General features: G+C 41.6%; 12 protein-coding genes. 6 read left to right on the top strand and 6 right to left on the bottom strand.

Annotated elements, in window-relative coordinates; genetic code table 11:
• Positions 1-44: 44 nt before the first annotated feature.
• The 3 genes from CXF81_RS03370 to CXF81_RS03360 form a co-directional block, all read right to left on the bottom strand.
• The gene (locus tag CXF81_RS03370) at positions 45-3596 is read right to left on the bottom strand and encodes a M1 family aminopeptidase (protein WP_101179966.1); all 3552 of its coding nucleotides are present in this window, start codon (positions 3594-3596) and stop codon (positions 45-47) included.
• Positions 3597-3605: 9 nt separating this feature from the next.
• Positions 3606-4484, bottom strand: a complete 879-nt coding sequence (locus CXF81_RS03365) for an ABC transporter ATP-binding protein (RefSeq protein ID WP_101179965.1) — start codon at positions 4482-4484, stop codon at positions 3606-3608.
• A gap of 283 nt (positions 4485-4767) precedes the next feature.
• A complete protein-coding gene (locus CXF81_RS03360; RefSeq protein ID WP_101179964.1) occupies positions 4768-6354 on the bottom strand; it encodes an ABC-F family ATPase in 1587 nt (528 codons plus the stop codon).
• Between the two features lie 212 nt (positions 6355-6566).
• Here CXF81_RS03360 and CXF81_RS03355 point away from each other — a divergent pair, with 212 nt between their 5' ends.
• The gene (locus CXF81_RS03355) at positions 6567-7046 is read left to right on the top strand and encodes a DUF1456 family protein (RefSeq protein ID WP_101179963.1); all 480 of its coding nucleotides are present in this window, start codon (positions 6567-6569) and stop codon (positions 7044-7046) included.
• Positions 7047-7072: 26 nt separating this feature from the next.
• Here the strand turns inward: CXF81_RS03355 and CXF81_RS03350 are convergent, their stop codons facing one another.
• From CXF81_RS03350 to CXF81_RS03340, 3 genes are all read right to left on the bottom strand, one after another.
• Positions 7073-8206 carry an SMP-30/gluconolactonase/LRE family protein gene (locus CXF81_RS03350; RefSeq protein WP_101179962.1) on the bottom strand — a complete coding sequence of 378 codons (1134 nt, stop codon included), beginning with the start codon at positions 8204-8206 and terminating at the stop codon, positions 7073-7075.
• Positions 8203-11610, bottom strand: a complete 3408-nt coding sequence (locus tag CXF81_RS03345; protein WP_101179961.1) for a S41 family peptidase — start codon at positions 11608-11610, stop codon at positions 8203-8205. Before CXF81_RS03345 ends, CXF81_RS03350 begins: the two co-directional genes overlap by 4 nt.
• A gap of 129 nt (positions 11611-11739) precedes the next feature.
• A complete protein-coding gene (locus CXF81_RS03340) occupies positions 11740-13005 on the bottom strand; it encodes a multifunctional CCA addition/repair protein (protein WP_101179960.1) in 1266 nt (421 codons plus the stop codon).
• A gap of 101 nt (positions 13006-13106) precedes the next feature.
• On the opposite strand from CXF81_RS03340, the gene CXF81_RS20465 reads away from it, so the two are divergent.
• The 5 genes from CXF81_RS20465 to CXF81_RS03320 all read left to right on the top strand — a co-directional run bounded on the left by CXF81_RS20465 (position 13107) and on the right by CXF81_RS03320 (position 21114).
• Positions 13107-13229, top strand: coding sequence for a hypothetical protein (locus CXF81_RS20465; RefSeq protein WP_255409403.1), 123 nt, complete (start codon positions 13107-13109; stop codon positions 13227-13229).
• Positions 13230-13353: 124 nt separating this feature from the next.
• The gene (locus tag CXF81_RS03335) at positions 13354-14706 is read left to right on the top strand and encodes a DUF1800 family protein (RefSeq protein WP_101179959.1); all 1353 of its coding nucleotides are present in this window, start codon (positions 13354-13356) and stop codon (positions 14704-14706) included.
• A gap of 4 nt (positions 14707-14710) precedes the next feature.
• Positions 14711-15925 (top strand): DUF1501 domain-containing protein, encoded by a 1215-nt coding sequence (locus CXF81_RS03330; protein WP_101179958.1) that lies wholly within the window; start codon positions 14711-14713, stop codon positions 15923-15925.
• 309 nt (positions 15926-16234) lie between these two features.
• Positions 16235-17926 (top strand): Zn-dependent hydrolase, encoded by a 1692-nt coding sequence (locus CXF81_RS03325; RefSeq protein WP_101179957.1) that lies wholly within the window; start codon positions 16235-16237, stop codon positions 17924-17926.
• Between the two features lie 530 nt (positions 17927-18456).
• Positions 18457-21114 (top strand): TonB-dependent siderophore receptor, encoded by a 2658-nt coding sequence (locus CXF81_RS03320; protein ID WP_101179956.1) that lies wholly within the window; start codon positions 18457-18459, stop codon positions 21112-21114.
• The last annotated feature ends 49 nt before the right edge of the window (positions 21115-21163 follow it).

The following is a 21163-nucleotide window of genomic DNA, read 5'->3' as shown; positions in this document are numbered from 1 at the left end:
CAGTGGTTTTAACATCACCTTAGTCCTTCTTATAAAGTTGGCTATCATAGCTTTCTTACGTTATCACCGCTGTCCCTGTCAATAAAGCGGACAAAGGGATCGATGCCGACATAAGCAAATGACGATTTGGTCGCGATCGTAATCGTGTTTTGACCTGACGTTAAACGGTGTTTTTGCCGATAAACTAGCTTATTTTCAATGCTAAAATCATTCGGATCTTCGCTGAACAAAATTATATCGACGAACTCATCGAATGGCTGTTCTGTTTCTTCACCTTTACCATCTGCCTCAAACTGTGTTGCCGACACCGTTAAGGTTACGCTGTATTCATCGTCTTTTTGTTTATTCACGACTGTATCGACTATCTTCAAGTCATAAATACTGATTTGATTGAACTGAGTATCGATAAAAGCATGGTCCTGTTGCAAAGCAACAGACTTCAATGCGGCGACTAAATCAAGCGTGGTAGCTTGAACCGTATCACTAAACTTATATTCGGCAATAAGTGCTTTTAAGGCTTTATTCATATTCTGCTCGCCTATTCTGTCACGCAACGCCATCATAACAATAGAGCCTTTGCGATAGTGAATATACTGCTGATTTTCTGCTCGCAGTAGCGGCATTTCCTCTAGATTTTCACTGGCTCTTCCACGTAAATAACTGTCCAACTCGAAGGTTAAGAATTTACGTATTTTCTCTTCCCCGTATTTCTTCTCCATGACCATCAAGGCGGCGTATTGTGAAAGTGATTCAGACAACACGGCACTGCCCTGCACATTTGCGGCATTCAGTTGGTGACCAAACCATTGGTGCGCAACCTCATGGGCAGTTATATAGTAAACAGGATCGATTTCCTTATGGTCGCGCAGGTCCGTGATAAAACCAATGTTTTCCGAATAAGGCACGGTGTTGGCAAAGCTTTGTGCAAAGCTTCGGTAGCCCGGATACTCAATGATACGCAGTTGCTTGTGTTGATAGGGACCAAATGCTTGAGTGAAATAGTCGAGCGAATCTTTGCTTGAATCAATCATACGCTGAACATTCCAAAAATGTTCCCGGTGATAATAAACGGCAATTTCAACACCGTTATGCATTTCTTTCTTAACCTCAAGTTTAGCTGACATTATACTAAAGAAATTCACCATAGGGCTGTCCATTGCATATTCAAAATAACGACGACCGTCTTGCTCCCATTCCTTTTTCAAGTACCCTGGTACAATAGCAAACTGATCGGTACTGGTGGACAAGGTCGCTTTAAAGTCAATTAGAGCCGTTTGTGGCCCGAAGAAACTTTCATTGTAACGACTCGAATCTTCAAGTAGATAGGCTCTTTGAGGAGGACCTAATTCACGTTTTCTGCGTTCATGTTGATCGCCAATATAAAAGCGCTGATTGACCCCAAATGAAGGGTACAAGCTAAAGTTAGAAATAAAAGTACCATTGCGAACCACTTCTGTATCCTCGCCCCTGTCTTTAAATCCCTTATGCTCACGCACAACTTTAATAGTGCCGTTGCGCTTTTCACCCGGTTGCATCGGTTTATCAAAAATAAACCAAGCAACATCAACCGCCTCTCTTTTACCCAAACTACCGCCTTCAATTTCCACCTCTGATACAGGGCTGAAATTGGGGTGATTGACTAAAAATTTTTCGATGGCTTTATTAGTTCTATTTTCGACTATGATTTTGGTGATGGTTTCAACCCTACGTGCACTTGGGAAAATAGCGATTTCAGCATCCACTGAAATAATAATCGGCGTGGGATCATCTTCAAATCTAGCGAATTCTTTTTCATAAAGCTCTCTATCGTTGAGTGCTTCATTTTGAGTGGTAAATTTATTCAGCACTTTTGTGTTGTAATGAATAATTGAACCCGAGCCAAGAAATAAGAGCAAACACACAGAGATAGCAGTAAAGCCACCTCGGCCTATTTGGTAAGGCAGCATCTTAAATCTAGCGCGCAATCGGCTATGCGGACCACGATGCCATAAGCTGAAACTCACTATACTTAATACCACCGCGAGTGACGACCAATACAATAAATACCAATTTTGCGTTGTTAACGTCCAACCATAACCATTCATGTCAGAATATTGTAAAATGGGTGCCAGACTATACTGGAACATATTATGTTCAATGCCTATTTGACTGAACACGATAGAAACAAAGAAATAGCCCACAAATAACAACATGCCTATGTACTTACTCGGGCTCATTGTTTGTAACCAAAACGACAGTACGATTAGCAAAATTAAACTGCTCGCGGTGTAGTAAAATAAGGACACAACGTATTGCAGTATATCTAGGTTGCTATAACCTAAAATTAGTTGATTAAATATTGACGCCAGTATGCCGATCAAAAATATGCTAATAATCACTACGCAAACCGCAATGAACTTAGAAAGCCAAAAGGTTATGTTAGCCACTGGCATACTATCAGTGATATCGCCCATACCAACGGTGCGTTCACGCCAAACCACTTCAGCGCTGTAGTACGTAATAACAATAATATTGACTAATCCAAAGGCATTCTGAATCAGTTGCACCATGGTTTGCGTCAACGGCCAATTCGACGCGCCATAAAGACCGATTGGGTTAAAAAACTGAGCAATTAAATTGAACGCACAAAACAACATAAGAATAGGAAACGCAGGACTAAATACAATTTGTTTTATTTCAAATGTAGTTCTTGTCAAAAATTGCTGAATACCTGAACCTGATTGGTATTTTACTTTGCTTAGCGTTGTCGTTGGTGTTTCAACAAACGTGATGTCTTTATTCTTCTTTTCTTTAATCGACTTCATTGTTAACGGCGAAAATATTTTTCCAAAACCAAACAAGCTAGCGACGCCAAGCGCAATCCAAAGCGCTCTATTAGTAATCACTTCTGAAGTCAACTGCACCGTCATTGTGTTTTTATCAAATGGGGTCCAATAACTCGTTACTTCGCTGAATGTATTGATGCCGAACGGATCTATAATGGCGAGGATCTGACGTTGATTTGGTTCATCGAAAATTGCCGATGATACAACGTAGATGATCAACAATCCTAACGCAGTAAGATACACCGGCATAATACTTCGAAAACGCAATGCTACGGCATAAAACAAAGTGGATAGAACAAAAATAGTGGTGACTGAATAAATAAGAAAAGGAGCAAGGTAAGACACGAGGTTGAATTCTCCCAACCTCTCTTGATCCAACCATGGCATTAGAGAACCAATAAGCAGGGCAAGTGGCACCATCAAAAACACGCTCACGCAAACAAGAAACGCACCAAAAAAGCGCCCAAGTTGATAAGACATTGGCGGGATCGGTTTCGTACAGATAATTTCTGACATCATGGAGGTGTCATTTCGACTGGCTGTATTGGCAACGAAATTGACCACCACAAACATGGCAAAGAGGCCAAAAGTGAGCATCGTATTGGCAATCACATAAGGGCTATTTAAATGCGTATTTCCGCCCCCCCCAGCAGTCACTTCTTCGATAGTCATGATTAAAAAAGGCAGTAAGAAAAACACCAAACAGGTGACAATAAAAGAAGGTTGTTTGATGTAATAACGCCATTCAAACGCGAGCATTTTTAAAAACATGATAGTCCCTTAAATCGCGCTAGTGCGTTGTTGATGTAAGGTAGAAAAGTACACATCTTCTAAATTTGCTGGCGCAGATTCAAAGCCCTCAGGTGATGTGTTGGCCATGACATGAACGACGGTTCTGCCTGCAAACAAGCGTTTTGATATCAATGCCATGTTGGCTTCAATTTCCTTTGCTTCATCCATGCTGACAATTTTTCGCCAAATTTTCCCAGCGAGGTTATTGGTTACTTCAATTGGATTCCCTTGCAATAGTATTTCGCCAGCACCTAGTACCGCCATATCAGCACACAATTCAGACACATCATCCACTATGTGGGTAGATAAGATGATGACTTTATCCTCCCCCAGTGTTACCAACAAGTTATGAAAACGATTGCGCTCTTCTGGATCTAGCCCTGCGGTTGGCTCATCTACAATAAGTAGGTCAGGATTACCCAGCAAGGCTTGGGCGATACCAAAGCGTTGCCGCATTCCGCCTGAAAATCCGCTCACTGCATTTCTGCGATGTTGAAAAAGATTTACATGAGCTAGCAAACCGTTGACTGCCTCTTGGCGTTCTGGTTTGTTCGCAATGCCTTTTAAAATAGCCAAATGATCGAGTAAATCATAAGCACTAATACGCGGATAAACACCAAAGTCCTGAGGCAAATAACCTAAACGTTGACGCAGCTCGTTAGGTTGCGACAACACATCGATACCATCAAAGGTAATAGTCCCTGCATCGGCCGGTTGCAGTGTTGCTATGGTTCTCATTAACGACGACTTACCTGCTCCATTGGGGCCTAACAAACCAAACAGACCGTTAGGAATAGTGATGTTCACATCATTTAATGCTTTCACGCCATTGTCATACGTTTTTGTAATACCTGAGATACTTAACATCGCGTCCTCTTCAACCGTTTATCATTATTTTATAGATCACTATGTAGGTCACTTTATAAATCGCTTTTGTGAAAAAATCAGACAAACAACGATAAGTTAGTTCGTAAGATGACTGTTTACAACAATATTAAAATACCAGCGTCCGAATGAAATTTAAACAAATGATGGATAAATAAGCGGTTTAATTAGTTTCTAAATGTTGCTGACAAAAAAAACGGTCATTTCGATATCGAAATGACCGTTTTTAATACACACTAAATAGCCTGTAATGAGCTAGTCTGAACTAGCGAGAAAGACTTGTGTACTCATCGTAAGTCCCTTTGAAGTAATTAAGTTTTTCGTCTTTAACTTCAATGATGCTGGTTGCCAACGTTGACACAAATTCCCTGTCGTGGCTAACAAAAATAAGTGTACCGTCGAAGTTTTTCAATGCTTTATTGAGTGCTTCAATCGCCTCCATGTCCATGTGATTTGTAGGTTCATCCATAATAAGTACATTAATATCTAACATCATCAACTTACCAAACATGAGTCTATTTTTTTCACCACCTGAACACACATTTACTTTTTTGTTTACGTCATCAGAGGTAAATAATAAGCGACCTAATATGGCTCTAACAGCCAAATCATCATGTTTTGGCGTTCGCCATTTAGACATCCAATCAAATAAAGTAATGTCAGCCGAAAAGTCCTCAGTGGTGTCTTGCGGACAGTAACCAATAGTCGCGTTTTCTGACCATTTCACAATCCCGCCATTGACTTTTAATTCGTCCATTAAACAACGCAAAAATGTCGTTTTACCCGCTCCATTTTCACCAATAACGGCTAATTTTGAACCCGCTTCTAGGAGAATTTCATTACTCTTGAATAGCGTTTCGCCATCAAAACCATGCGTTATATTGGTTAATTCAAGTGCTAAACGATGCAGTTTTCTATGCTGCTTATAATTAATAAACGGTGTTTGCCGGCTTGAAGAAACAACTTCAGTTAATTCGATTTTTTCTAATTTTTTGGCCCTAGATGACGCTTGCTTCGCTTTCGAGGCATTTGCAGAGAAGCGCGCAACGAAACCTTGAAGCTCTCCGATTTCAATGGATTTTTTATCATTTTCACGATGTATTTGTTCTTGCGCTAATGCAGCGGCCGCCATATATGATTCATAGTTTCCAGGGTAAATGCGTAATTCACCAAAGTCTATATCGGCCATGTGTGTGCAAACTGAGTTTAAGAAGTGACGATCGTGGGATACTATTACCATTGTACATTTACGTTGGTTCAGAACGTCTTCTAACCACTTAATGGTGTAAATATCCAAGTTGTTAGTTGGTTCGTCCAAAAGCAAAATATCTGGGTTTGAAAATAACGCTTGAGCAATAAGTACTCTCAACTTCAAACCTGGCGCAACCTCAGACATTAAGCCGAAGTGGTACTTTTGATGAATGCCAGCTTCTACTAACAGCTCTATTGCTCTTGCTTCGGCAGTATAACCATCCATTTCAGCAAATTCTGACTCCAAGTCTGCTACCTTCATGCCGTCATCTTCAGACATTTCTGGTAAGGAGTAAATTCGGTCTCTTTCTTGTTTCACTTCCCAAAGACCAGCGTCCCCCATGATAACTGCGTCAACAACTGAAAACTTCTCAAAAGCATATTGATCCTGGCTTAAGGTTCCTAATCTTTCACCTGGCGTGATAGATATGTTACCTGAAGTCGGTTGAAGCTCGCCTGTCATGATTTTCATCAAGGTAGATTTACCACAGCCATTTGCACCGATGAGTCCGTAACGGTTGCCGTTACCGAATTTAGCTGATATGTTTTCGAAAAGTGGCTTGGCGCCAAACTGCATGGTAATGTTTGCTGTAGTAATCAAAGAAACGTCCGAATATAAAAAATTATTAACGTGGCAAAAAGCGTTGCGCACGATTATTGAAAATCGCGCGCACTATACATGATTATTGCTGTTTATTAAACCAAGAATAGCGGATGAATGGCTTTCATTTAGGCTGCTTGAGATTGATAAGCGGTATAAAGTTGCTAACCCATAGTATATACTCGCATTTTTTATTCCGTGACAAGTAAATTATGATCCACAATGACGTTCTACGCCGCTTACGTTTCGCCCTGAAACTTAACGATGGTTCTGCTATCGACCTATTTAAGTTGGCCAATTACGACATGGAAACCGAATATTTACAGAGAATAATGAAAAAGGAAGAGGAACCTGGCTTTATTCTTTGTCGCGACAAAATCATTTCTTTGTTTTTAGACGGCTTAATTATTAAAAGACGCGGCAAGCAAGAAGGTGTTGAGCTTCAAGTGCTGAAAGGCGAAGAGCGTTTAAGTAACAACGAAATACTGCGTAAAATTAGAATTGCGATGTCATATCGCGATGACGATATGATTGAAGTCCTTAAGTATGCAAATTTTCGATTTAGTAAAGGTGAGCTATCGGCGCTGTTTCGCAAACCTGATCATCGCAGCTACAAGGCTTGTGGCGATCAGCTTCTAAGAAACTTTCTACAAGGCATGGTTAAAAAATACCGCCCAGACGCCAAAAAATAAGACGCCAAGCTTTATCCACAAAGTCGTCAGTCTATTTTGATAACCGCTATACTGTTGTTGTCTAGAGAGCCTAAAAATAAATGACCTTGAAATTCTATTGCCGTAGTGATGCTTTGATAACCTTTTGCTGATTGCAGGTTTTGAATGACGTCGCCTTCAGGTGTCACACCAATCACAAAACCATAGTGAGAACTGGCTTTTAATAGGCTCTTAGGTACGCCGCCGATGAGCCTTCGTAACGACGGGCTTTGTGCTAAGCCTTCAACCAAAGGGTCGCGTAAGGTAACGAGTGAAACCCAAAAGATGCCGTCTTTGAAGTATAAATTATCTGGCATTGCTGGAAGCTGCTCCATGAAAATATCACGGCTGCCGGCTTTATCCCCTTGCAACCACAAACGATGAATTTTCGCTCTACCTGTTTCATTTATTAGCACAAATTCATCATCGGGACCAACGGCAACGCCATTGGCAAAAAACAGATTATCCATTCTTAAGCGTGTTTCGCCCGATGTAGGATTGTAGCTCAATAATCTGCCTGTTGAACTTGCTTCCAAAAAGTCATAAACAAAATTAAGCATATCGAACCTAGTCGATGCATCACTAAACCAAATAGTCCCGTCATTGGCAATGTCAAGATGGTCAACAAAAAGTAGTTTTTTACCCTCATATTCATCAACTAAAACACGTATATTGCGCTGTTTATCAATAGATAATATACCCTTGACTGCATCGGCAACGATTAAGTTGCCAGCAGCATCAAAGCGCAAACCTAAGGGTCGCCCTTGGGTATTAGCAAACTCATCAAAAGCGATATCACGAGAGGATGAATTTTGCGCGCTAGAAGACTTGCTCGAGTTACTATACGCTGCCAATATGTCCGCCACCGGCGCCCGCACAATTCGGCCATCATCATAGCCCGTATACAAATAGCCATCTTCACCAATAACGATATCTTCAGGACCTTTGCCGACATCGAGCAAAAACTGCTGTTGCATAGCAACACTATCTCGATCGAAGAGTGCATCGTTTGGTGTATAGACACCCGTTAAGCCATCATCCGGATCGGGTGACCATGCCACCGGCCTAACCGGTGAGATTACCCACATAATCAGTGTTACTGAGCCTAAAACGAGAAATATAGCTAGCAAGGCTTTTTTCATTTAATGTCGTCCGCTGTCGCATCTACTGGAGGAAATGGTTTCGCTTTGTATTCAGGAATAGGTCGCTCTTTAATTTTTTCTTGTAAATAAGCAATGCCTTTATTTAACTGCGCATCAATGCCTGTATATGTAGCGTGGGGCATATTGTTGACTTCAATGTCAGGGGAAATACCACGTCCTTCTGTGATCCACCGCCCATCCATAGCAAATACCGGGAATTCAGCTACCCTTGCTATACCGCCGTCAACAACGGAGTTACCGCCACTGAGCCAAACACCAGCACCTGCGGTTTGTTTTCCAATTACAGTGCCTAAATCTAAGGCTTTAATTCCCGCAGTAAATGTTTCACCATCTGAATAAGTGAACTCATCAGCTAACACCACCAAATGGCCTCGAAAGGCTTGCTGCATATTGGTCGAACGTTGACCATTGGTGCTTTGCCAAAATGACCATGCGCGTCTTAATAGTTTTTCAATAATAATACTATCGATATTACCGCCTCTGTTGCGGCGTACATCAATAATTAAACCCTGTTTTTTATATTGAGCGTAAAACTCCTTCGCGAAGGTGGACAGATCGCTTCCTGTCATCGCATACAGATGCAAATAACCGATATCTTGGTCTCGCTCAGCAACTTTACTTGCGTTCGAATATACCCAATTACGGTATCTATAACGCCCTTCATTGCCACTCGATTCTGGTTTAACAATCGTGTCAATTTGTTCACCATTACGTTCCAAGGTTAATAAAACCTGCTTACCTGATTGAAACTTTAGTTGTTTAACCAAATCAGCAACGGTTGTGATGGCAGTATTGTTAATTGCTTTCACGATGTCGCCGTTCATCGCATTAACGCCAGGACTGGCTAAGGGCGAGGCTTCATCTGGTAATTCAGGATCGTGCAGGTAAATATGCGAAACCAAAACACCGTCGGCAGAGTCGAGAAAAGCAGCACCTAACGAAGACGAGGAAGCGGTCTCATCATTGTCGATAATGTCACCCCCTCTTACTTGCGAGTGCAGTACATTTAATTCACCCATCATTTGCTTAAAAATATCGTTTAGCTCGCGCCTGTCTGTTAATCTTTTTAATAAAGGTTCATACTTCGCTTTAGTGACCATCCAATCGACACCACGCATATCTGTTTCGAACAACGAATCTCTGTGCATAAGCCAAGCATCTTTAAATATTTGACGCCATTCATTACGAGGCTCAATTCTGATTTTCCAGCCTTGAGTCTGCACCATATTGTCTCGCGCATTACTAGGGAAGATGGAGCCCGCAGACACCACATACATCGAAATGCCAGCGCGGCGGCCTTTCTGTATGAGGATTGATTCACCATCCATAGACAGTTCGTAAGCACTAATAGCTGATGTATAGGTTTTTAGAGAGGGGTCATGTTTAATCCTAATCGACTTTAAATTAGGTCTTGAATTAGGTTCATTCACTTGGTCAATGACGTATAAGAAACGCGCATTCGCAGACAGTTGTGAATAATTACCGGCACTTACCGGTACTTTCCAAAGTCTTTTTTGAATACCTTGCCATGTAATCTCAATTGATGCTTTTTGATCAGTATCAGACTTTTTCTTAGATAACTTTTTGTCTTGTGACTTATCGCTTTCATCTTGCCCGTCACTTGGGGACTCGTCATCCTCATTCTCTTCCATCTTTTCAACGACTACACCATCAGTTTTAGACAATGCTCCAACGCTTTCCTGAGGTTCTGCAAATGGAAATTTAGAGGCTGCATTTAATGCAATAGCATAGATTTCTGCCTTACGATCAAACGCCGTCCCCATGTTTCTATCACCCCATGGACTACTCGGGTTTGCATTGAAGTTTCGATCCGATAAAAAATACAACCACTTACCGTCGGCACTAAATGTGGGTGAATATGATTCATACTTCTGAGTGGTTAACGTTTCTGACTTTTCTTGTGATAAAGAATGCAGCATCACTGACGTGCGCTCGTTTCCCAACTTAACGTAAGCAAGCGCGATAGTATCGTTATCGTTGAACCAGGTAAAACGGCTAACGCCAGATGCAATGTCATTCAGTAATAGGGTGTTTTCACCCGATTCAATATCTAACACGAACAACTCACCCTGTTTTGTGTCATGCGCGAGTTTTGAGCCATCAGGCGACAACCACATATTTAAGCGTGATGTCTTACCATCATTAGTCAATTTTTTTGCCGCTGTTTGACCGTCTAGCCAAAACTGCCAAACTTCACTTTCACCACTATCATCATTGAACGCAAAAACCGATTTATTATCGATATTGAGTATTGCATTTCTGCTGCGAGACGTCGGCTTTGTATTGATTTCTACCAGTCTTTTAGTGTCTGTCCCTGCGACGGCAATTCTGCCCCTAGCCGTTATAACTACTTTATTGCTTTTTGGCGATAATGATACTTGCGATAGATACTCAAGTGGCTTTTCAATCCAGCGTTCACGCAAATGCGGAAAATCTGACGTGAGTGCAATACTCACTTTTTCACTGTTATTTTTCACTAGATCTAAGATAATAATATCTGCACCAAGTTGATAGGCAATTGTGCCATTGTGCATAGACGCGCTGCGAACCCCCCATTCAATATACTTGGTGACGGGTTCAGCGTTTTGGCCATTTAGTGACATACGCCATATGTTGTCGATGCCGCTTTGGTTGCTAATAAAGTAGAGGTGTTGATTAAACAGCATCGGATTTTTTACCGATCCGGTGTGCGCCTCGGTTAATTTTGTTGCTTCCCCGACATTATCCAAGTCATACCGCCACAGCTCACCCGTCGCCCCACCTTTATATTGATTAGCATTATCCGTTGATATTTGCAGGCCGTGCTGCACAAAATAAAGTGTATTGGTTTTATCGTCAATAACGCCTTCTACCGCATCTGAGACTTCAATATTATTGACAACTAAGGTCTTAGGATCGACTGTTTTAAGCACCCAACTGTTCGCGGGGCCCGTAATCGTTGTCGATGTTGCATATACAATGTCTCCGCTTTGGGTCCACCCTTTAACCATTGCTCGGCTATTTTCAAACGTAATACGTTCTGGTGCACCGCCTGTTACAGAGGTTAAATACACCTCAATAGTACCTTCATAATTTGCAGAAAAAGCCACCTGTTGACCATTTGGTGAAATGAAGGGCGTTATTTCTTCAGCAGAATGGGTGGTTAATCTCACCGCTTCATTTTTTACCAATCCACTTTGATGATTGACTCTCCATAAGTCGCCTTCAGCAGCAAATACAATTGTATTATGGTGAATACTAGGGGTTCGAAAATAACCCGCATTGGATACGTCTATTGATGCAATTGCTTGACTTGATAAAATACTAAGTCCGATTGAAAAAAGAGCTAGCTTCGAAAGTGAATATCGACATATTGGTTTCATGACTTACCTTGCATTTATTTATAACAGCGGAGGTGACATCAACCTCAAGCTATGTTTAATTTTAATGGGGTCGTTAGATTTGTATTAACGACAAAGGTTACGGTGCGACGAAATCATCTATTTCGCTCATTACTGCCCCATGCTCATTTGATGAACGCGAATATTCTCTATTTCAGCAATGCGTAGCTCATCGCTAATTTGCTCGCCTACGCAGCCATTTAGCATGGCCTGTTTAACTATTTTTTTTGTATCAAGCTTTTTTAACGATAACAAATACGACTTTGCAATGTCAGACTGCGGATAAGGTTTATTAACCAATGTAGGCCCTCTCCCTTGAGCGTCACACCGACAAGCATCTAAGAATTGAAAGAATCGAAGCTCATTTTTCAGTACGTTCATATTATCAATTAAAAAAACATGTAGTTTTTTAGGTGTTAACTCTCTAATTCTGTGACATTTAGTGTGGTTATCACTCGTCAGCTTGGCTATTTCTGTGAGTTTCTTAGGTATTTTTAAGCGCTGACAAAAACGCTCAATGACCTCAATTCCGAGCTGTTCATGTTGGTACAATTTTGCATATCTTGCAAACGCTACGGGCTTACCAAAATCATGAGTTAACGCCGCAAATCTGGTCGGTAAGTCAAAGTGTAAATCCGCTGAACGCTGCAAAACTAGCATCGTATGCACAAACACGTCTCCCTCAGGATGATGTTTAAAGGGTTGAGGAACCCCTCGCATATTTGCCAACTCTGGGAAAATGCCAAAATCTATCAGTGTTTCGAAAAACAAATACGGGTAAGGCTCCATCAATGCCCGCTCCGTTTCTTTGTATACCCGCTCTGCTACCAAGTGTGTTAGTTCACCATTATTAAACATATCAGACATGAGCTGTTTTGTTGACTCATGGATTTGCCATTGTGGTCCTAAACGCGCATAAAAACGAGCCACTCTCAATACTCTGACAGGATCCTCAGCGAATGATTCAGTAGTATGTTTTAACACTTTATTGCTAAGATCATCTTGACCATTATAAGGGTCAAAAATGCGTCCATACTTATCCATTGCCATTGAGTTAATCGTTAGATCGCGGCGCGCTAAGTCGTCTTCCAAGGTAATGTTTTTATTTGAATCTGCCGCAAACCCCCGATATCCTTTACCTGTTTTACGTTCAGTTCTTGCTAGCGCATATTCTTCTTTTGTTTTAGGGTGGAGATAAACTGGAAAATCATCACCGACTGATTGAAAGCCGAGACCTTCCAATTTTTCTGTGCTTTCACCTACCACCACAAAATCTCTATCGTTGCTGGCAACGCCTAACAGTTTATCGCGCACCGCCCCCCCCACAAGATAGACGTATTGGAGTTCTTTTGGTGCATCAAATTCAATAGTAGGCATAGTAATTAGCGGTTTCCTAGCAGTAACGATAACTGTGTTGTAATAACTGTTTTGCGATAACTAATCTTGATAATAACCCAAATTTGAATAGGGTTGTTAACATGACGAGCGATAGCGACTTAATTATCCAATTAATTACTGTAAAGGTCGTTGAAATAGCTACCGTAGAGGTCCCTAAAACACTCAAATATCAAGCGAAAACCTACGATAAAAGTAAAGTGTAAAGATAGTGTAATGTAGATTGTCGTTTACAGTAGCTAGCAGTATGCTGCAAAGGTAACTATTTTGAGTCTAGTGGGCTGGTCTATCAGCCGTCCGAATAAGAGCATTAAATTTTTTGAGTAGAATATGCAAAAAAGTTCCCTGTACATCGCGTTTAACCGTTTTGGTTATGGTGCAACACCTGCCTTAGCAAAGATGAATATTCAAGATCCAAAAAAATGGTTATTAAATCAGCTCCGTGATTATTCTATTCAAAACCCTAAATGGACAAGTGAACAGGCCCTCAAAAATATATTCGCCTACCGACATGATAGAAAAACGACACAGCAATCTGCGCAAAATAATAAAGCGATAACGTCGCTCAAAGACAAACGTCGAGAAATGATCAACAGTAGCAAAAGGCTCAGTGCACAAATCATACGGCAAGCGATTCAAACCAAACAACCATTGCAAGCTCGGCTACAAGACTTTTTCGCTAACCACTTTAGTCTTAGTAATACCAATGCGAACATGCGAACAATCGCCCCCACATTAGAATCTGAAGCGATAGCGCCGCATCTAAATGGTTATTTTGCCGACATGTTAGTGTCAGTTACCCGGCATCCAGCGATGTTATATTACTTGAATAATGAGAGTTCAATTGGGCCTAACTCAGCACTTGGCCTGAAACGCCAAAAACGTGGATTGAATGAAAACTTAGGTCGCGAAATTTTAGAGTTGCACACCTTGGGGGTTAATGGCGGTTATACACAAAGCGACGTGCAGGCCCTTTCAAAATCCTTAACCGGTTGGGGTATTGGGGGTAGGAAAAAGCGCGAAGCACTGGGTTTTGTATTTAGAGCAAATGCACACGAACCTGGAGAGAAAACATTATTAGGCAAACGTTATGCTGCAACACGCGATAACGGCCAGCAAGCTGTTGATATGCTTAACAGTCTTGCAACTCATGATCAAACTGCACAGCATCTATCATATAAGATAGCAAAACACTTTATAGCTGATTCACCACCGCAAACGCTGGTTCAGCAAATGGCAAAACGTTGGGTAGAAACTAAAGGTCATATTCCAAGTGTCATGATAGTCATGATCGAACACCCATTGAGTTGGTCGATAAAGTCAAGCAAGTTCAAAACCCCCAGAGAATACGTTATTTCACTGCAGCGAGCTTGCCAACTTAGCAACACCAAACCAGATATTCTTAAGAACCTAGAAATATTGGGACAAGCACCCTACTCATCGGGCTCGCCCGCTGGTTTTTCTGATAACGCACAAGACTGGGCAAGTGCATCTGCCCTTATGAATCGGATTGAATGGGCTGAGCATATCGCAGGACAAGTTAAAATGGCGCCAATTGATGTTGCAAAGGTGGCGTTAGGGGATTTATTGAGTTCCTCAACAGCCCAACATATAATGCGTGCAGAAAGCAAACAACAAGGCTTAGCGATGTTATTTGTGAGTCCAGAGTTTTTGAGGAGATAATGCGATGACCAATATAAAAAATCCACGCAGAGAATTCATACGCTCAACAATCGCCGGGTGTGTGTTTTTATCCACTCCCACAATAGGTGCAGCAATCGCACATGCGACTGACAAGCAAGCGACTGACACTAAAAATAAAAAAGTGGTTTGGATAATGTTACGCGGTGCGATGGATTCACTGCATGCGGTTATTCCGGCTTTTGACCCCGACTACTTCGCTTATCGTGCGAATATTCTCAGTGATATTACAGGGTCTCTGCTACCCTTAGACAATGGTTTTGCCTTGCACCCCGCGTTTAAGCATTTGCACCAGTTATACAAAAATAAACAATTTTCCCCAGTAATTGCGGTCGCTAGTGGCTATAGGAAACGGTCGCACTTTGACGCGCAAGACCAGATGGAAAGCGGCCTAAACGACATTGATCACGAAAATGGTTGGATGGCAAGAGCCCTAGATCAATACCACGGTCAAGGGCTCGCTATTTCTCGCACCATCCCTATCGCCTTGCGCGCGGGTGTAGAGCCCTCAGCGAATGAGGAGCCCTCAGCGAATAAAAAGCCCTCAGCGAATAAAGAGCCCTCAGCAATTACATGGTATCCATCCAATTTTAAAGCCGCCGACGATGATCTACTCGACCGACTAGAACACTTGTATGAGAACGACGAGGAATTAACACTGTTGTTGCAGCAAGCAAAGGAGCAGCGCGATAACCCAAATATGATGTCGACAGGCAAAACACGACCAAAGTTTACGCTGTTAGCAAATAATTGCGGTAAAATACTGCAAAATGACGACAACATTAATTGCGCTATGCTTGAGCTCGGTGGCTGGGATACTCACAATAACCAAGCTGGCCGTCTACAGCGGCAATTTACGCTGCTTGATAAAGGCATACAGTCTTTACAAGACGGACTCGGACAATCGTTTAAGGATACATTAGTGATAGTAACAACGGAATTTGGCAGAACCGTTGCACTAAATGGCACGGCCGGGACAGATCATGGCACGGCAAGCTGTTTATTTATGCTTGGCGGTAATATTCCGCAAGGGGGTCAAGTCTTAGGTAAGTGGCCTGGACTTTCCCAGGATCACTTATTTGAAGCTAGAGATTTAATGCCTACATCCGATGTGAGAGAGTGGATTGCCAAAGGTTTACAGCATCACTGGGGACTAAAGCAAGTACAAACCAATACCATATTTCCCGATCTCTCGGCTTAACAGAAAGCAAAACAGGATTTTGGAAGGCGTTTTCATGATAAAAGCATGACGACATCTATCGTCAGTGTAGATTACTCATAAATACTGATCGTGGACGACTCCATAATTGACCCACACATCTCACTGAAAATGCATTGCTGCAATTATCAGAAAATCGCGACAACATCTGCGTAAATACCAAAAGTTACATTTGCAATCAGATGACATTCTGTCTTAACATTTAGTTATGGCAGTGCTCATACATGCATGCTACAAACCTGCCTCAAATAGTAAAAAATCAATTACAATAATAATAAAATAGGACAAATCATGCATAAATATAAAATTGCTGCCCTCAGTACAATCGCAGTTATTGTCATTGCTTCATTGACAGGATGTTCAAAATCAACAACTGAAACGCAAGAAAACCCAGCAGGACGTTCAACTGTTGCTGCGCAATCAACGTTAATCGTCGATGAGTCAAGACTCGACATATATTACCCCGTTGAATTAGCCGCCGATTTATCAAGTTATACCCCCAATCAAAGGAAGATGTTGAGCGTGCTTATTGATGCATCTAAAATTATGGATGATTTATTTTGGAAACAAGCGTTTGGTCAAGACAAGTCTCGCTTTTTAGACAACATTGTCGATCCTAAGGTCAGAGCCTTTGCTGATATTAATTATGGTCCATGGGATAGATTGAACGGCGATACTGCGTTTTTATCCGGGATAGATGAGAAATCAAAAGGCGCACAATTTTATCCAGCTGATATGAGTAAAGAAGAGTTCGAAGCCGCTAATTTTGATGATAAACAAGGCCTTTACTCTATTGTCGTTCGTGATGAAAACGGAAATTTGAGTACCCAAAAATATTCACAAGTGTACAAGTCAGAATTGACCGCTGCCGCTAAGCTGTTAGAGCAAGCAGCCACACTAGCAGAAGACAAGTCCTTTGCCAGCTATTTGAATATGCGTGCAAAGGCCTTACTAACTGATGACTATCAGGCATCCGACTTCGCTTGGATGGACATGAAAACAAACACTATTGATGTCGTTATTGGGCCAATTGAGGTTTATGAAGACCAGTTATACGGCTACAGAGCCGCCTTTGAATCATACGTGTTATTAAAAGACTTATCTTGGAGTGAAAAACTAGCGAAGTACGCCACTTACCTTCCTGAATTACAAAAAGGCTTACCCGTTGATGACGCTTATAAAGCTCAGATGCCTGGCACAGATGCGGATTTAAATGCGTATGACGTTATCTATTATGCGGGGCATTCAAATGCCGGTAGCAAAACCATTGCAATAAATTTGCCAAATGACGAAGAAGTACAATTACAAAAAGGCACACGCCGATTACAACTAAAGAATGCCATGCGCGCCAAATTCGACTTCATCATGTTACCCATTGCAGAACAATTAATTGTTGAACAGCAACGTAAACACGTCACGTTTGACGGTTTTTTTGGCAACACCATGTTTCATGAAGTCGCTCATGGATTAGGTATCAAAAACCTATTAAGTGGTGAAGGCACTGTTAGACAGGCATTAAAAGAACATTCTTCAGCCTTAGAGGAAGGTAAAGCCGATATATTAGGCCTTTATATGGTGCGACAGTTGCTAGAAAAGGGCGCAATAACTGAAGGGGTGTTGGAAGATTACTATGTGACTTTTATGGCTGGTATTTTTCGATCAATTCGTTTCGGTGCATCAAGTGCGCATGGCAAAGCAAACATGGTTAGGTTTAACTTTTTCAACCAAGAAGGTGCGTTCAAACGCAATGAAGAAGGCTTGTATTTAGTCGACATTGAAAAAATGGGAAAGGCAATAGATGCTCTTTCAAACAAAATTCTTGTGCTACAGGGAGATGGAGACTACGCGGGCGTATCTGAGATGGTGACAACGATGGGTGTTATTAAGCCTGATTTAGCCGCCGATTTGCAGAAGCTGTCAGATGCACAAATTCCAGTTGATATTACCTTTAAACAAGGTAAACAAATATTGGGCTTAAACTAGGACCTTCATTGGGCTTTGTGGTAAAGATATCCTGTAGGTTTAGGTTGTACCCAACTGAGACATAAAATTCAGTTTGAAAGTACTATCTAAATGTGACTTGAATATTAAATAGCCTGGATAACGCCATGGATTTTGGTATTCCCTAGGCTATTTAATGTCGTTTATTACTTTTAAACCTTATTTAGTTCAATTTAATATTAATTAACTGTTTTTTAAAAATTAATGCATTAAATTTAACATATGTCCTTCCGCAAACCCCAGCTACACTGTTATCCAATCGACACAACAAATACCAAAACACAAAAAATAAGCGTATTCCATCTTTAAAAAATAATTATCGCTATATTATAGACTTTGAGCTAATTGTAATTTAAGTTTAAGCAAGGTAGTTTTCGCCGTACAACGTTCAAATCTTAAGCGCGTTGAAACATCGGATTAAAGGGAACTATATCTATCAGATTGCGGATACTAAAAACAAAAAACGCAACTTATTAAAAATTTATAATCTACATTTATAAACGGGATAACACATGAAAAACAACCTCACACTAATAACAAGAAGCGTACGTGTTGGCCTAGCCGTTAGTGCTGCCGCATCGCTTACGTTTGCATTACCCACAGTTGCACAAGAAGACGGCAAGAAAGCATCCATGGTTGAAAAAATCGCGGTTGTCGGCAGTCGTGCAGCACCTCGCTCAATTGCTGATTCACCCGTCGCAATTGATATTATCGGTGGCGATGAGCTCGGCAAAGGCGGTAACACAGACATGCTTGAATTATTGAAAGGTACAATACCTTCACTAAACGTGCATGCAAACCCGATCAGTGATGCAGCAACACTAGTTCGTCCAGCTAACTTGCGTGGTTTATCTTCAGATAGCACACTCATTTTAGTCAACGGCAAACGCCGTCATCGTTCCTCCGTTATCGCCTTCTTAGGTGGTGGTATTAACGATGGTGCTCAAGGCCCAGATATCAGTGTTATTCCTAGCGTTGCACTGAAGCAAGTTGAAGTACTTCGTGACGGCGCTGCAGCGCAATACGGTTCTGACGCGATTGCTGGTGTAATGAACTTCGTGTTAAAGGACAGTGCCGAAGGCGGTTCATTGTCGCTTCGTCAAGGTTCGTATTACGAAGGTGATGGCGATACAAGTCAATTATCAGGAAACGTGGGTCTACCATTCACAGCGGATGGTTTCGCTAACCTGAGTTTCCAGTATAAAAATGCTGATGCCACCAGTCGAAGTGTTCAACGTGCCGATGCAACTGCGTTCGAGCAAGCCGGTTTAAATGTTGCAAACCCAGCGCAAATCTGGGGTTCACCTGAAGTAAAAGACGACATAACCATTTTTGGTAACATTGGTCTTGATTTAGGCGATGATAAAGAGTTTTACATGTTCGGAAATTATTCTGAACGCGATGTACGCGGTGGTTTCTATTACCGTAACCCAACCACACGCCCCGGTGTTTATGGCGGTATAGTGCGTGATGTTAACGGCACTGCTGGTTACCGTCCAGGTGATGATGACGCAGCCGGTCAAGATGCATGGGATGCTGCTCCAGCAACTATCTTAGTGGGTTCGTTAGATGGCTTATCACAACAGTTAAACTGCCCAATTGTCGAAATTGCTGCAAATGGTTTACCTGACCCGACCGCACTAGGTCAGTTAGCTGGCGCGAACTGTTTTGCTCATAACCAAGGCATTGCAGAAGGTTTTACACCAAACTTTGGTGGTAATATCACGGACACATCATTAGTTATTGGTACCAAAGGTGAAATAAAAGGCGGTGTTGCTGAAGGTTGGTTCTATGATGTTAGCGGTTCAGTGGGTCGCAGTGAATCAGCATTTCTTATCTTTAATACCTTGAATTCTTCACTAGGTCCAGATACGCCTCGCGATTTCGCTCCTGGTAAATATATTCAACTAGAAAAAAGCTTCAACCTAGATATGGTTAAGCAGTTTGACTTCGATTTATATAGCGAAGTGAACATTGCTGGTGGTTTAGAGTGGCGTGAAGAAAGCTTTGAAGTTATTGCAGGTAACGTTGCATCGTTTGAAAACGGTCCATTGTTCGACCAAGGTTTCAGCGTTGGTTCAAACGGTTTCCCTGGTTTCAAACCTTCTGATCAAGGCGTATCGACTCGTCGCAACTATGCGGTTTATTTAGATACAGAAATTCCATTCACCGAGGCGTTCTTACTAGGTGTTGCTGTTCGCTACGAAGACTATGACACATTTGGTTCAACTGCTAACTTTAAGCTAGCTGGTCAATACCATGTAAACGATGATTTTTCTTTGAGAAGTTCATACAGTACAGGGTTTAGAGCACCCACCGTTGGACAAGCCAACGTAAGTAACGTGCAAACCAACCTAAGTAGTGGTGTATTGGTTGATTCTGCGTTGCTTCCTCCTACTAATCCAATCTCGGTTGAACTAGGTGGTACTGAGCTAACGCCAGAAGACTCAACCAGTTACACATTAGGCGCTGTATATACCTTGGGTGATGTTTTCATCACACTTGATTATTACAACATCGAAGTTGAAGACCGTATCAGTCAATCTGAAAAAATCAACTTGACTCCTCAAAACAAAGCAACACTCATCGCCGCTGGCGTACCGAATGTTGCAGGGTTGGCACAGGTAAGTTTCTTCACTAACGATTTTGATACCACTACGACAGGTATCGATTTAGTAGCTAACTACACTACTGAGTTAATGGGTGGAAACTCTACCTTTAGCTTGGCGTATAACTGGAACGAAACTAAAGTTGATAGATTTAGTGCTATAACCGGTGCTTTTAAAGTTAAGCGTTTAGAAGAAGACCTTCCAAACCATCGTGCTACAGGAACATGGGCACAAAGCATGGATGAGTTCTCATTCTTTACACGTGTTAACTACTATGGCGAATACCAAGGTGTTCACGTGGATTATGACGCAACGGCAATTACAGCTGATGCTGCAGTGACTGTTGATGTTGAATTTAGTTACTTCTTAACTGAAGAATTCACACTAACAGCTGGTGCGCAAAATGTCTTTGACCAAGATGCACAGCGCATTGATATACCAGCTGCCAAACAAGCATCTGAAGGAATTAGCAATAATACATGGGGTGGTGTTTTCTATGAGACGTCTCCGTTTGGTATTAACGGTGGTTTCTACTATTTACAAGCAACTTATAGCTTCTAAATAGTAAACACGCTACAAAAGCCTTGTCCTTTAAGACAAGGCTTTTTTT

Origin of the sequence: Glaciecola sp. 33A, from assembly GCF_002836745.1 — a bacterium.
In the GTDB taxonomy this organism is placed as follows: domain Bacteria; phylum Pseudomonadota; class Gammaproteobacteria; order Enterobacterales; family Alteromonadaceae; genus Glaciecola.
This window is presented reverse-complemented; position numbering and strand designations above follow the sequence as displayed.

Coding starts and splice junctions, on each gene's coding strand:
- CXF81_RS03330 (WP_101179958.1), top strand. CDS start 14,711: ATGACCAATATAAAAAATCCACGCAGAGAATTCATACGCTCAACAATC.
- CXF81_RS03335 (WP_101179959.1), top strand. CDS start 13,354: ATGCAAAAAAGTTCCCTGTACATCGCGTTTAACCGTTTTGGTTATGGT.
- CXF81_RS03320 (WP_101179956.1), top strand. CDS start 18,457: ATGAAAAACAACCTCACACTAATAACAAGAAGCGTACGTGTTGGCCTA.
- CXF81_RS03350 (WP_101179962.1), bottom strand. CDS start 8,206: ATGAAAAAAGCCTTGCTAGCTATATTTCTCGTTTTAGGCTCAGTAACA.
- CXF81_RS03325 (WP_101179957.1), top strand. CDS start 16,235: ATGCATAAATATAAAATTGCTGCCCTCAGTACAATCGCAGTTATTGTC.
- CXF81_RS03365 (WP_101179965.1), bottom strand. CDS start 4,484: ATGTTAAGTATCTCAGGTATTACAAAAACGTATGACAATGGCGTGAAA.
- CXF81_RS03345 (WP_101179961.1), bottom strand. CDS start 11,610: ATGAAACCAATATGTCGATATTCACTTTCGAAGCTAGCTCTTTTTTCA.
- CXF81_RS20465 (WP_255409403.1), top strand. CDS start 13,107: ATGACGAGCGATAGCGACTTAATTATCCAATTAATTACTGTAAAGGTC.
- CXF81_RS03370 (WP_101179966.1), bottom strand. CDS start 3,596: ATGTTTTTAAAAATGCTCGCGTTTGAATGGCGTTATTACATCAAACAA.
- CXF81_RS03340 (WP_101179960.1), bottom strand. CDS start 13,005: ATGCCTACTATTGAATTTGATGCACCAAAAGAACTCCAATACGTCTAT.
- CXF81_RS03355 (WP_101179963.1), top strand. CDS start 6,567: ATGATCCACAATGACGTTCTACGCCGCTTACGTTTCGCCCTGAAACTT.